We start from the raw sequence: 14,142 nt of genomic DNA, 5'->3' as shown, positions 1-14,142 counted from the left end.
CAAACGCTTCGACTTCAAATGCCCGATCGAGGTGATGGGCGAAGTGATGCAAGAAGCCGTGGTGATGCGGCATGATGCTCCCGCTTCAATTCAATAACCGTGTTGCACTCAGATCCTGCAACCGCCAGGATTTAACGGTGTGCACACCGATGGGTGCAGCAGTTTGGGATGCGGACGCGAGTGAACAAGATCACTGGTCCGCTAGGAAGGGCGTATTAATCAAATACAAAATAAACCGGCCGGGCGGCAGAATTGCAGAACGCTATGATCGCCAGCCCTTGGCTAGTGACATAACTCCGCCCTCCTGTAAGAGCAGGAATCGCAGCCTCAATGGCCGGAAGCTGCCGGCCCCGCTTTGGCCGTAAAGGGCGGCTTGGCCAGCCATACCAGCAGCATCAGCCCCATGAACATCCACCCCAGCAACGTGAAGTAATCCACGGTAGACATCATGTAGGCCTGGCTGGTGAGAATCTGGTCCAGTTGCGCGTAAGCCTTGTGCCCTGCTCCACCGAGCGCCTGCAAGGCGTCTCGCGTGGCCGGGTCGTAGGTGGTCATGTTTTCGCTCATGTAGGCATGGTGCTGGTCGGCCCGGCGAATCCAGATCCAGGTGGTCAGCGACGCCGCGAAGCTGCCGCCCAGGGTGCGTAGGAAGGTGGCCAGCCCCGCGCCGTCGGCGATCTGGTGCGGCGGCAGGTCTGACATCAGGATGCTCAAGGTCGGCATGAAGAACAGCGCCACGCCAATGCCCATGAACAACTGCACCAGGGCGATGTGCTGGAAATCCACCTCGTGGGTGAACCCGGCGCGCATAAAGCAACTCAGGCCAATGGCCAGGAACGCCAGGCCCGCCAGCAGGCGCAGGTCGAATTTGTGGGCGTACTTTCCCACGAATGGCGACATCAGCACCGGTAGGATGCCGATTGGCGCCACCGCCAGCCCGGCCCAAGTCGCGGTGTAGCCCATTTGCGTCTGCAACCACTGCGGCAGAATCAGGTTGATGCCAAAGAACCCGGCGTAACCGAGTACTAACACGAGGGTGCCGATGCGGAAGTTACGGTGGGCGAACAAGCGCAGATTGACCACCGGATGCTTGTCGGTCATTTCCCAGATGACAAACACCGCCAGCGCCACCACCGAGACCAACGCGCCGACAATGATGAAGTTGGACTCGAACCAATCCAGGTCATTGCCCTTGTCGAGAATGATCTGCAACGCACCGACGCCCACGATCAGGCTGAGCAAACCGACGTAGTCCATGGGCTGGTGGCGGGTGACCACCGGACGCGCCTTGAGCTGCTGGCGCACCACCATCACCGCGAAAATGCCGATGGGCACGTTGATGAAGAAAATCCACGGCCAACTGTAGCTGTCAGTGATCCAGCCGCCGAGGATCGGCCCGGCGATGGGCGCCACCACCGTGACCATCGCCAGCAGCGCCAGGGCCATGCCTCGCCTGGCCGGCGGGTAGACGGCAATCAGCAGGGTCTGGGTCATCGGGTACAACGGCCCAGCCACCAGGCCTTGCAGCACGCGAAAGCCGATCAGCTCGGGCATCGAGGTGGAGATGCCGCACAAAAAAGAGGCCAGTACGAACAGCACCGTGGCCCACAAAAACAGTTTCACCTCGCCAAAGCGCCGGCTCAGCCAACCCGTCAGCGGCAGGGCGATAGCGTTGCTCACTGCGAACGAAGTGATGACCCAGGTGCCCTGCTCCGAACTCACCCCCAGGTTGCCCGAGATAGTCGGCAACGCGACGTTGGCAATGGTGGTGTCGAGCACCTGCATAAAAGTCGCCAGGGACAGGCCGATAGTGGCCATCAGCAAACTGGGCGGCGTGAAAGACGCGTTGTGGTTCATCGCACATCCTGGGAATCAAGGCAGGCGCCGCGCCCGCCAGGGGCGCGGCGTGAAGGTCAGCGCCGGGCGGTCTTGCCGAGCAAGGCACTGTTGTCGTGGATCAGCCGCACGATCATGGCATCGGCCTCCCCCAGTTGCCGGGCGTACACCGCCGTGCTGAACGAAGCCTTTTGCGGCGGTTGTTGTGCCAGCACCGGGCCACTCTGGTCATGCAGGTTGACCTTGACCTGGGTCGAGAGGCCCACCCGCAGCGGGTGCTCAGCCAGTTGCTGGGCATTGATATGGATGCGCACCGGCACACGCTGGACGATCTTGATCCAGTTGCCCGTGGCGTTCTGCGCCGGCAACAGGGCGAACGCGCTACCGGTGCCGGCACCGAGGCTGTCGAGGGTGCCGCTGTACTTCACGTCGCTGCCGTAGATATCGGTTTCGATGTCCACCGGTTGGCCGATGCGCATGTCCCGCAGTTGGGTTTCCTTGAAGTTGGCGTCGATCCACAGTTGGTCCAACGGGATCACCGCCATCAGCGCCGTGCCCGGTTGCACGCGTTGGCCCAGTTGCACGGTGCGCTTGGCCACGTAACCGGTGACCGGCGCGATCAAGGTGCTGCGGGCATTGGTCAGGTAGGCCTGGCGCAGTTGCGCGGCGGCGGCTTGCACGTCCGGGTGGGACGACACCTGCGTGTCATCCACCAGGGCGCTGCTGGTGTTGAGTTGCTGCTGGGCGTTGGCCAGGGCGTTTTGCGCCGAAGTCAGGTCATCGCGGGCATGGGACAGCTCTTCCTGGGAAATCGCCCCGCCCGCCGCCAGGTTCTTGCGCCGGTTGAAGTTGTCCTGGGCCTTCTGCACGTCGGCTTTGTGCGCGTTGACCTGGGCTTTCATCCCATCAACGTTGCTGTACAAGCCGCGCACCTGGCGCACGGTGCGGGCCAGGTTGGCCTGGGCGCTTTGCAGGCCGACCTGGGCGTCGTTGGGGTCGAAGTTAATCAGCACCTGGCCTTCGTGCACCAGGTCGCCATCATCGGCGCCGATGCTGACCACCGTGCCGGTGACCAGCGGGGTGATCTCCACCACGTTGCCGTTCACGTAGGCGTCGTCGGTGCTTTCATTCCAGCGCCCGTAGAGCTCATGCCAGCCCCACACCCCGGCACCGCCGAGGAGCACGAGGGCGGCCAGGGCCAATAGCATGAATTTGCGTTTTGCGGGGTTGGCGCCGTCCTGGGAGGGATCGGTGCCAGCGTGTTCGTTGGCCATGATGTTTACCTTGAATAAGTGACTCAGCGCGGCTGGGACAGGCTGGCGGCGCTCGGGCCGCTGCCGTCGAACCCACCGCCCAGCGCTTGCATCAGTTGAATCGAGAGGTCGATCTGCTCGCCATTGAGGTTGGCCAACTGGCGTTGGGCCAGCAGCAATTGCTGCTCGATGCTGAGCACGTCCAGGTAATTACCGATGCCCGAGCCAAAGCGCTGGACGACGGTGTCGTAGGAATCCTGGGCGATGTCGGTGGCGTGTTGCTGGGCCTTGATCTGCCGGCCGATGTCCCCCAACTGGGCGAGGCTGTCGCTGACGTCCCCCAGGGCCTGGACCAAGCGTTTGTTGTACTGCGCCACCGCGAGGTCGTAGTCGGCGTCGCGGGCATCAAGGTCGGCGCGCAAGCGGCCACCGTCGAAGATCGGCAGGGAAACGGCCGGCGCGACGTTAAAAAAGCGGCTGGCCGAACCGAACATCGCGTCCCCCAGCAACGACTGCACGCCGGCGGCAGCGCTGAGGTTGAGGTTGGGGTAAAAGTTGGTTTTGCCGGCGACGATGTTCTTGCTCGCCGCTTCCACCCGCCAGCGCGCGGCGACCAGATCGGGGCGCCGGCCCAGCAGTTCGGCCGGCAGCACCGAGGGCAAGGCCACGGCGCTAGCCTGCAAGACCTGGGGCCGGGGGATTTCGTTGCCACGATCCGGGCCTTTGCCCAGCAGCACCGCCAGGGCGATGCGCGCGCTTTGCAGCCGTTTCTGGGCGTCGATCAGGCTGGCTTCGGAGCTGGCGGCCAGGCTTTCGGTTTGTTGGTACTGGTACTGGCTGTCGATGCCCGAACGCAGGCGCCGCTCGCTCAGGTCGAGCATCTGCCGCGTGCGCTTGAGGTCATCGCTGGCCAAGTCGTGAACGATATGGGCCTGCCCCAGGTGGCTGTAGGCTCGGGCCACATCGGCGGCCAGGGTCAGTTGCGCGGCCTGGCGGTCGACCTCGGCGGCGCGGGTCTGGCCCAGGGCCGCTTCCCAGGTGGCACGCTGGCCGCCCCACAGGTCGAAGCGGTAATTGAAGCCCAAATCCAGGCTGCGCAGGGTGCTGTAGTTGCCGCCCTGCCCCGTCGGGTCTTGGTCGCGGGCCAGGCGCGAGCGGCTGACACTGCCATTGGCGTCCAGGGTGGGCATACGTGCGGCGTTGGCGGCATAGGCAGCGGCGCTGGCCTGGTGGGCGCGGGCGCTGGCGATCTGCATGTCGGGGCTGTCACGCAGCGCTTCGCGGATCAGACCATCGAGTTGCGGGTCGCCCAGGCTGGTCCACCAATCGCTTTTCGGCCAGGCCGCAGGGCTCAGGGTTACGCCGCTCAGCGACTGCCCGGCCTTGAGGTTCTGCGCCTCAAGTGCCGCGCCTTCGGGGTGCAGGCCGCTGTAGCTGGCGCAGCCGGCCAGGCTCAGGGCCAGCAGCACCAGGCTCAAGGAAGCACGCAAGGTGTGCTTGTTCATTTATTTACCTACTCGCTGCAAGGTAATGGGGTCACCGGCCGCCACCAGGATTTTCTTCAGGATCGCCTCCAGGCTGCGCAACTCTTCGCTGCTCAAGGCCCCCGCCAACTCGTTCATCGCCTCAGCGCCGATCTGCGGCAAGCGGTCGGCCAGCGCCTGGCCCTGTGCAGTCAGCACCAACTGCACCTGGCGCCGGTCAGCCTCGCAGCGTTTGCGGGCGAGGAAGTCTTTTTGCTCCAGGCGATCGAGCATGCGGGTCATGGAACCGCTGTCCAGGGACAGGTGGCGGCACAGCTCGGCCGGGGTATCGACACCGAACTGGGCCATGATGATGAGCACCTTGAACTGCGCGGCGGTGATGCCGTGGGGCTCCATGTGGGTGTCAAGGAGGCGGTCCTTGAGCAACGCGGCGCGCCCGAGCAGTAGGCCCAGGTGGCAATTTTGAAAGTTGTCCGGGGTGAAATGCTTCATCTGACGACCCTTTGGCTGCTGTGGCAGGGTAATTATGTCGAGATGTTACTGCCTAGGCAGCGAATGACCAAGCATTAATTAGCTTGCTTGGTATTTACCTGATGAAGGGTGTGGAGGGGAGCGCTCAGCCCCGTGGGAGCGGGCTTGCCCGCGATGGCGGCATTCCAGCCACCAGAAATGCTGTGGCCATTTAGGCCTCGTCGCGGGCAGAGCCCGCTCCCACAGGGGTTTGCCCCGGGAGGGCCATCACAGCCAACACACGGGCACGCCCACCCCTATAGAACTGCAGCCAGCCTGCCGTCAGAAGTCGCGTTTGTAGAAGATATCCAGGGAGCTGGCGACGCCGCTGGCTACTTCCACATAGACCTTTTTGCTCAACAGGTAACGCAAGGCAATGGTGTTGGCCGGCTCGAACACGCCCACGCCGTAGCGCAGGCTGAGTTTCTCGGAGATCTTGCCGCTGGCCACCACCGCCGTGTCGTTACCGCTGCCCTGGGTGTCCAGCTCGAAGTCCTGGATGCCCAGGCTCTTGGCAATATCCGAGGTCACCCCGGCGCTGCCCATCAAGCCCAGGCCCAGGGCCGCTTGGGCGAGCATGTTGTTGTCTTCGCCGGTGGTACTCAGGGGCCGCCCGAGCACTAGGTAGGACAGCGCCTGCTCCTGGCTCATGGCCGGTTCCGAGAAGATCTGCGTGTTCGGTTGCTCGGCGCTGCCACTGAGGCGGATGCCGGCGACCACGTCATCGGTCCGGCGGATCGCTTCAATGTCCAGGTACGGCTGGTCCAGCGGCCCGGCAAATAGCAACCGCGCACGGCGCACCGTCAGGCGCTGGCCGTAGGCGCGGTAGCGGCCGTCGTTGAGCCACAGTTCGCCACGGGTGTCCAGGTTGTCGCCGATATGCACCTGGCCTTGTAGGTTGGCGGTCAGGCCGAACCCGGCGAAGCTGAGTTTCTCCTTGCCCACTTCCACGTCGATGTCCATCGCCATGGCCAACGGTGCCTTACCCTCCTCGGTCTGGTGGCCGACGATCACGGTGTCCTCGGAGACTTTGACGGTGGACGGCGGCAGCTCGCGCACGGTGATCTCGCCCTTGGGGATCTGCACCTTGCCGACAATGGCCAGTTTGTCGTTGACCAGGGTGATCTTCAGGTCCGGCGCCACTTCCAGGGCCGCGTAGGGCTCCACGGTGACCGGCAGTTGGCTGCCTTGCAGGTTGATGTCCACCGCCAGGGCCTGGCCCCAGTCAACCTGGCCACGCACGGTGCCCTGCCCGGCCTTGCCACTGCGCCAGGCACCGTTGAGGCGCACGCTTTCCCCGGCGATCAGCGCCTGGATGTTCAGGCCCTCGAAACTGGCCGGCAGTTGCGGGCCGGAAATTTCCCCGCCGATCAGGTTGACGCTGCCATTGACCTGCGGCGCCAGCAGGCTGCCGCTGACCCGGCCGTTGCCGTTGAGCTTGCCGCTGAGTTTTTCCACCATCGGCACGAAGGGGCGTGCTACCGCCAGGTCCAGGCCAGTGAGGGTGAAGCTGCCGGTCAGCGGTTTGCTTTTGGGCAACGGGTTGATCTGCGCCTGCACCTGCAACTGGCCGAGCTGGCCACCGCGAAAGTCCAACTGGGTGTCGATCCGCTTGGGGTTGAGGGTGGTTTGCAGCTTGAGCGTGTCGTAGGGGAAGTCCAGCCACTGGTCGTGGTCCTTGACGCGCAACGTGCCGCCGCTGGCATCGAGCAGGATCTGGCCCTTGGGCCCGCTAGCCGGCAGGTCCAGTTGCACATCGGCGTTGAGCGTGCCCTGCCAGGCGAAATCCTGGGGCAGCCATTGGGCCAGGCTGTCGATGGGGAACTGCTTGAGGTGATAGCGCAACTTGGGCTCGGGCATCAGCCGCTGGTCTTCGCCACACAGGCTCGCCGCCCCGGAAGTCCAGCAATGGGCGGCGAAGGTCAGCTTGCCGTCGGCCAGGCGTTGGATCTTCGCCGGGGCTTGCAGTGTCCAGTCCTGGCCGCCGACCTGGATATCGCCCGTGGCCAGGCGCCCGCGCCAGTTGCCCTGGTCCAGGTTGCCGTCCAGGCCCAGGGCCAGCTTGAGCTGGGGCCCGGACAGGTCGAGCGCCAGTTGCTGCTGCTTGAGGGTGCCCTGGCCGCTGACGGTCAGCGTGCCCAGCGCGGTGTCGCCGGCCTGGATGCCGCTGCCCTTGAGGTCGATCACCGCCCGTTGGGCGCCGTCCAGGCGCGCGTCGAGGTTGAGGCGTTGCAGGCGATTGTCGGCCAGCCCCAGTTGGCTGCCTTGCAGGTTCAACTGGCCCTGGGGGGCCTTGAGGCTGCCGGCCAGGTCGACGCGGCCGCTGAGTTGGCCGCGCAGCTGCGGCCAGAGTTGGGCCAGACGCGGGGCCTTGATGTCCAGTTGCCCGGCGAGTTTTTCCCGCAGGCTGGCGTTGCCGCTGATGCGGTTGTCTCCCAGGCGAATCTCCAGGGCCGCGAGGCTCCATTGCTCGCCGGCACCCTGGGCCTTGGCCTGGAACAGCGCAGGCTGGCCGCGCAGTTTGCCCTTGAGGTCCAACTCGGCGTTGAGTTGTAGTTGCTGGTTTTTTATCTGGCCTTGGCTGCGCAATGGCCCGGCGAGGGTGCCGGGCAGTTCCGCAAGCCAGTACGCCGGGTTGAGGGCCGCCAGTTCCAGGGCGGTGTCCCAGGCGATGCCGTCGGCGAATTGCAGGTTCAGGTGGCCCTGGGCCTTGCCCTGGCCGGCGAGCAATTTCAGTTCGGGCAGCGCCACCTGACCGAGGTCGCCGGTAAAAGGGCTGGCCAGGTTGAATGCACCGGCCGGGCCATCGAGGGCAGCGTCGAACTGGCCCTGGTACTTACCGTCGCGGTAAGTGGCGTTGGCCTTGAAGGTGCGCAGGGCCACAGCGGGCTCGTCGATCACCGGGTAGAGGCGATGCCAGGGGAAATTCAGCCAATCGAGGGTGCTGTCGGCGCTAAAGCCCTCGCGCCAATCCAGGTTGGCGCGCAGGTTCAGGCGTTGCTCGGGGCCGGCGTCCAAGTTGAGGGCGGCGATTTGCGCGCCGTCGGCGTCCACCTTGCCATTGAGCGCCAGCGCCACGGGGCCTTGCTCGGCAGGCAGCGTGGCCTTGCCTTGCAGTTGATAGCCGTTTTTCAGGTCACCGTTGGCGGTGAGGTCCAGTTGATTGAGTTGCAAGGTGTCCGGCAGCTCGGCGGCAGGCTTGAAGCCATCGGCGGTGAGGCGCAAACGCGCCGGCAGGTTGTCTGCCAAGGGCTGCAACTCGCCGCTTAAGTGGCCCGGCAGGTAGCCACTACTGGTGGCGTCGAGGTTGAGGGTCTTGAGCAAATCGCCGTCGATCTTCAGCGCCACCGCCCAAGGTGCGCCGCCGGGGGCATACGGCAGGTCGAGATTGCCTTGGGCTGTCAGCGGCCACTGGCCCTTGGGTTGCAGTTGGCCGGACAGGCTCAGTTGCAAACCGTCGCGTTGCAGTTGCAAGGCGTCGATCTGCAAGCCTTCGCCTCGCCAGTGCGCGGCCAGTTGCAGGCCCTTGAGCTGTTCGCTGCCATCGAGCAGCAAACTGCCGAGGCGCACATCGCCCAGTTCGATGGCCAGGGGCAGGTCCAGGTCTGGCAGGCTGAGGGGGCCAGCGCTGCTCTCGGTGCTGGGTGCCAGTTGCAGGCTGATCTGTTCGGCGAGCAATTGTTCGATGCACAAGGTACGGCGCGCCAGGCATGACGGCGCCCAGGCGAACAGCACCTGGCGCAGCTCCACCCGAGTATCGCCCTGCTGCCACACCACAGAGTCGGCGCGCCATTGGCCGCCCAGGCGCCCTTGGAAATTCTCCAGGGTCAACCCAGGAACGCGGTTCAACGCCCAACGGCTGCCCGTGGAGGTGCCCAGCACCAATGACAGGGCCAGCACGACGGCCATCAGCAGGGCCAGGGTCGTCAGCCCGGCTACTTTCACACCACGTTTCACAGCTCAGGCCCCATGGAAAAGTGCAAGCGAATGCCGCCGTCGTCGTCCATCGCGTGGGCGAGGTCGAGGCGGATCGGCCCCACCGGCGACACCCAACGCACGCCGACGCCGACGCCAGTCTTGAGGTTGGGCAATTCGAGCTTATTGAAGGAGTTGCCTTGGTCGATAAAGGTCGCTACCCGCCACTTGTCGGCCACGGCGTATTGGTATTCGGCACTCGCCGCCACCATGTAGCGCCCGCCGATGCGGTCGCCGTCGGAGTTTTTCGGCGACAGGCTCTGGTAGTCGTAGCCGCGCACGCTCTGGTCGCCACCGGCAAAAAAGCGCAGCGACGGCGGGATCGACTTATAGCCATTGGTGGCGCTGCCGCCGAACTGCACGCGGCCCAGGAAGCGGTGGTTGTCCCACACCGTGGTCAGGCCTTTGAGCAACGCCGTGCCATAGAGCAAGTTGTTGTCCGAGCCCAGCCCTTCCTTGGCCACTTTGGTATCGAACTGCAGCCGGTAGCCGTTGTGCGGGTCGATGCGGTTATCGCTGCGCAGGTAGGCATAGCTCAGGCCCGGCATCAGTAGGTTGCTCAGCCCGGAGTCATCGCCCAAACGGTATTCCTCGCGCTGCCATTTGAGTGACACCACCCGCTGCCAACCGCTGGGCAGCTTGCTGTGCCATTCCGGGCCCAAGGTCAACAGTTTGCTCAGGCTATCGGTGCCGGCCATTTCTTCATATTGATAGCCACCGGCAAAACGCAGCTTGTCGGTCAGCGGCGGGTCCAACGGCACGTCGTACCACAGGCCGACGTTCTGCCGCGGCTGGGAGACCTCCGCCTCCCAGCCATAGCTGTGGCCCTGGGGGTTGACCCAGTGACGCGTCCAGTTGGCCTTGGCCCGCGGCCCGACGTCTGTCGAAAAACCCAGGCCCAGGCCCATGGTGCGCGGCTTGCGGGTCTGCAGCTTGACGGCCACCGGGATCACTTTGGCGGTGGCGGCCGCGGGCGCGGCGTCTACCCGCACGCCTTCAAAATAGCCACTGGCTTGCAGCGCCTGGTTGAGTTCGGCGATCAGTTCCGAGTCGTAGGGCGTGCCGGCCTTGAATGGCACCATGCGGTGCAGCAGTTCTTCATCGAACGGCGTGTCACCGGCAAAACTGACAGCCCCCAAGGCATAGCGTGGGCCGCTGTCGTAGACCAGTTCGATATCCGCCACCCCGGCCTGGGGATCCACGGACAACACCTGGCGGGTGAAGCGGCCACTGAAAAAACCGTAGCGCGAGGCCTGGTTCTGGATCAGGCGCTTGGAGTCTTCGTAATGGCCGTGGTTGAGCACCGCGCCGGGCTTGAGCTGGTCGCTCCTGGGTACGCGAAAGGCCTTGAGGGCAGCCGCCGGACCGTCGATGCGCACGGTGACGTTGCGCAGGTGCACCGGCTCACCGGGGTCGATGCGCAGCACCAGCCGTGGAGACTTGCCGGGCTTGACCTCGCTTTCGATCTGCGGCTGGTAGAAACCCAGGGCCTGGGCGGCTTTGCGCGCCTGTTCCTCGGCACCGCGGCTAAAGCGCAGCAACGCCTCTTCGTCACGCTCGCCAAGGCCGCCGATATAGCCTTCAACGTTGGCCTTGAGTTCGTCGTTGGACGGCTTGATACGCACGTCCAGTTCGCTTTGGGCCAGCACCGATGCACTGGCGATCAGCAGGAGCAAACCGCTGGTGATTCGTTGGGAAAACTTCATAGGCGCGGATGCTATCACGTGCTCGGGAGCGTGATAGAGCCTGGGTTGGCGCAAAAAGTTCGGCCCTCAAGCCGTTGCTGTTTGTAACGCCTGGGGGTTGGCATGGAAAAACACATGCTCGCGCACCGGCCCCACCGCCACTTCGCCGATCTCCTCGTAACCCTGGTGCTGATAAAACGCCAGGTAGCGCGGGTTGCCGGTATCGAGCACCACGCCTTGGGAGTTGGGGTCCACCGCGCACCAGTTGTGCACCGCTTCAAGCAGTTGTTCGCCAAAGTGATTGCCCTGGAACTGCGGGTGGATGCCCAGCAGCGGCAGCATGTGCACCGCATCGGTGGGCACACAGGCCAAGACCGCCGCGTGGTAATCCAGGTAACGCCGGGTGCAGCGAAAACCGGTGCTGAGCACCATGCGCAGGCGCCACGCCCAGCTCTCGGTGATCCCCAGGCGCCGTTGCGGCGGCGCGATCAGGGCGATGCCCACCAGACGATCATTGACCAGCAGGCCAATGGCCGGCAGGTCCTGGAGAAAATGCTGTTTGACCAACTCGCGCACCGTGGCCCGCACCCGTTGTTCATAACCGGGGCGCTCAGCCTCGAACAGAAAGGCGAAGGTCGGTTCGTGACGGTAGGCGTGGTACAGCAGCGAGCGGGCTTCGCGCGAATAGCCGCTGTCGAGCATGTGGATCTGGGCGATGGCGGTTGAAGTGTCTGGCATGACGGTGGAACTCCCCTGGGCCGGCTCGAAGGGGCCGGCTTCTTATTGGTACGAACCTGCGCGCGGGTCACTCGTTCCCTTGCTTGTGTGTAGAAAGCGGGCTTGCCCGCGCTCGGCTGCGTAGCGGTCGTAATGACGGTGTTAGGCGCACCACCGTTGCAGCGGCACAGAGGAACCCTAGCAGCCGTTCCCTGATGGCGCCACGCTGGCCCCTATGGTGCTTGTCGGCTAGCATCGCTGTTTTTTCCAGGACTGCCGCCCATGAAGATTGTCTCGTTCAACATCAACGGCCTGCGCGCCCGGCCCCATCAGTTGGCGGCGCTGATCGAGAAACACCAACCGGACGTCATCGGCCTGCAGGAAACCAAAGTCCACGACGACCAGTTCCCCCTGGCCGAGGTGCAGGCCCTGGGTTACCACGTCTACTACCACGGGCAAAAAGGCCATTACGGCGTCGCCCTGCTCTCGCGCCAAGAACCCCTGGCGCTGCACAAGGGCTTCGACACGGATGACGAAGACGCCCAGCGCCGCTTCATTTGGGGCACCTTCGCCGACGAACACGACCAACCGGTAACCATCATGAACGGCTATTTCCCCCAGGGCGAAAGCCGCGACCACCCCACCAAGTTTCCCGCCAAGCAGCGTTTCTACAGCGACTTGCAGCACCTGCTGGAAAGCCGCTTCAGAAACGACCAGGCCTTGGTGGTGATGGGCGACGTGAACATCTCGCCCCAGGACTGCGACATCGGCATCGGCCCGGACAACATGAAGCGCTGGCTGAAAACCGGCAAATGCAGCTTCCTGCCCGAAGAACGCGAGTGGATGGAACGCCTCAAGAACTGGGGCTTGGTGGACAGCTTCCGCCACCTCAACCCCGACGTAGCCGACCGCTTCAGTTGGTTCGACTACCGCAGCCGCGGCTTTGAGGATGAACCCAAGCGCGGCCTGCGCATCGACCTGATCCTCACCTCCCAGGCCCTGCTGCCGCGGATCAAGGACGCCGGTGTGGACTACGACCTGCGGGCCATGGAGAAACCTTCCGACCACGCGCCGATCTGGCTGGAACTGAGTTGAGGCCCGCACGCCGTCATATTTATGCAACCTGGCTGACTTAATCTCCCGGCACTTCCTTTGGTCTTAGAAGGTGCCGGCCATGCTGCGCGCTCTGTTCCCGCTATGGTTGTGCGCGCTGTTGGCCGCACCGGCCAGTGCCACCCCGCTACCCCTCCCCGCCCACGGCCCGGCTTTGCGCATCCAGGGCTCCAACACCATCGGCGCCACGCTCGGCCCGGCGCTGGTGCAGGGGCTGCTGCAAGAGCAGGGTGTGCTCAATATCCGCCGCGAAGTCACCGGCATCAGCAACGAACAACGCCTGGTCGGCCAGACCGCCCAGGGCCAACAGGTGATCGTGGACGTCGCCGCCCACGGTTCGAGCACTGGGTTCACCGCCCTGAAGAACGCCAGCGCCGACCTGGCCGCCGCATCGCGCCCGATCAAGGACAGCGAACGCCAGGCGCTGCAACCTCTGGGCGACCTGAAGAGCCCGGGCGCCGAGCAGGTGATCGCCATCGATGGCCTGGCGATCATCCTGCACCCGCAAAACCCGGTCAGCCAACTGACCACCGAGCAACTGGCCCAGGTGTTCAACGGCGAAATCACCTCCTGGGAAGCCCTGGGTGGCGTCGGCGGGCCCATCACCCTGTACGCCCGGGATGACCAGTCCGGCACCTACGACACCTTTAAAGAGCTGGTGCTGAGCCGCCGCGCCAAGCCCTTGCTGGCCTCGGCCAAGCGCTTTGAATCCAGTGAACAATTGTCCGACGCGGTCAGCCTCGACCCTCGGGCCATTGGCTTTATCGGCCTGCCCTACATCCGCCAGGCCAAGCCCCTGGCGATTGCCGACGGCGCCTCGCAGCCCATGCTGCCCGGCAACAGCCTGATCGCCACCGAAGACTATCCGCTGTCGCGGCGGCTGTTTTTTTACCTGCCGCCGAACGCTCCATCGCCCTGGGCCCGGGCCCTGGTGAAGTTTGCGCAAAGTGCCAAGGGCCAGGCTATCGTCGCCGCCAACGGCTTTATCGCGCAGACCGTGCAAGCCATCCGCGTTGCCCCGAGTGCGCAAATGCCCGCGGACTATCAACGCCTGAGCCGTCAGGGCAAACGCCTGACGGTGAATTTTCGCTTCGAAGAAGGCAGCGCCAGCCTGGACAACAAGGCGCGCCAAGACCTGGGCCGGGTGCTCGACTACCTCAAGGCCCACGACCTGCTGGACCGGCGCGTGACATTGGTGGGGTTTGGCGACGCCAAGGACGACCCCCAGCGAGCCGCCCTGTTGTCGAAACTGCGGGCCATGGCGGTGCGCCGGGAGCTGGTGAAAAACGCCGTGGTACTGCGCGACGTGCGCGGCATGGGCGCACAAATGCCGGTGGCGGCCAATGACGTGGATGAGGGGCGGATCAAGAATCGGCGAGTGGAGGTGTGGGTTGACTGAAGGGCTGATTGTGTAGTGCCTGGGTAGGCGCTATCGCGAGCAGCCTCGCTCCCACAAGGGTTCAACCCCTGTGAAACAGGCCCTGCCCGCGATGAGGCCAGTACAGCCGGCACATTTACCAGCAGTCATGCCGCCATCGCAGGCGAGCGGCGCACCGCCCGGCCCGCTCC

General features: G+C 64.6%; 9 protein-coding genes. 2 read left to right on the top strand and 7 right to left on the bottom strand.

Going from position 1 to position 14,142, the window contains the following annotated elements; genetic code table 11:
* Positions 1–327: 327 nt before the first annotated feature.
* From AC19YT_RS18080 to AC19YT_RS18050, 7 genes are all read right to left on the bottom strand, one after another.
* Positions 328–1,857, bottom strand: a complete 1,530-nt coding sequence (locus AC19YT_RS18080) for a DHA2 family efflux MFS transporter permease subunit (protein WP_095109983.1) — start codon at positions 1,855–1,857, stop codon at positions 328–330.
* A 56-nt stretch (positions 1,858–1,913) separates the two neighbouring features.
* A complete protein-coding gene (locus tag AC19YT_RS18075) occupies positions 1,914–3,110 on the bottom strand; it encodes an HlyD family secretion protein (RefSeq protein WP_095109984.1) in 1,197 nt (398 codons plus the stop codon).
* A gap of 23 nt (positions 3,111–3,133) precedes the next feature.
* The gene (locus AC19YT_RS18070; protein ID WP_500610751.1) at positions 3,134–4,594 is read right to left on the bottom strand and encodes an efflux transporter outer membrane subunit; all 1,461 of its coding nucleotides are present in this window, start codon (positions 4,592–4,594) and stop codon (positions 3,134–3,136) included.
* Positions 4,595–5,065: a MarR family winged helix-turn-helix transcriptional regulator gene (locus tag AC19YT_RS18065; RefSeq protein ID WP_095109986.1), complete on the bottom strand. Its 471-nt coding sequence runs from the start codon at positions 5,063–5,065 to the stop codon at positions 4,595–4,597.
* A gap of 300 nt (positions 5,066–5,365) precedes the next feature.
* Positions 5,366–9,040 carry a translocation/assembly module TamB domain-containing protein gene (locus AC19YT_RS18060; RefSeq protein ID WP_500610750.1) on the bottom strand — a complete coding sequence of 1,225 codons (3,675 nt, stop codon included), beginning with the start codon at positions 9,038–9,040 and terminating at the stop codon, positions 5,366–5,368.
* Positions 9,037–10,764 (bottom strand): autotransporter assembly complex protein TamA, encoded by a 1,728-nt coding sequence (locus AC19YT_RS18055; RefSeq protein ID WP_500610749.1) that lies wholly within the window; start codon positions 10,762–10,764, stop codon positions 9,037–9,039. The genes AC19YT_RS18060 and AC19YT_RS18055 overlap by 4 nt, the downstream gene beginning before the upstream one ends.
* Positions 10,765–10,830: 66 nt before the next feature.
* On the bottom strand, positions 10,831–11,481 hold the full coding sequence (locus AC19YT_RS18050; RefSeq protein WP_500610748.1) for a GNAT family N-acetyltransferase: 651 nt from the start codon (positions 11,479–11,481) through the stop codon (positions 10,831–10,833).
* 261 nt (positions 11,482–11,742) lie between these two features.
* Between AC19YT_RS18050 and xthA the strand changes: the two genes are divergently transcribed.
* Positions 11,743–12,555, top strand: a complete 813-nt coding sequence (xthA, locus tag AC19YT_RS18045; RefSeq protein ID WP_500610747.1) for an exodeoxyribonuclease III — start codon at positions 11,743–11,745, stop codon at positions 12,553–12,555.
* A 79-nt stretch (positions 12,556–12,634) separates the two neighbouring features.
* Complete coding sequence (locus AC19YT_RS18040) at positions 12,635–13,972, top strand: substrate-binding domain-containing protein (protein ID WP_095109991.1); 1,338 nt, start codon at positions 12,635–12,637, stop codon at positions 13,970–13,972.
* The last annotated feature ends 170 nt before the right edge of the window (positions 13,973–14,142 follow it).

The sequence above is a fragment of the Pseudomonas sp. MF08875 genome, from assembly GCF_059862525.1.
The sequence above is the reverse complement of the archived record's forward strand: the minus strand, read 5'-3'. Positions and strand labels throughout refer to the sequence as shown.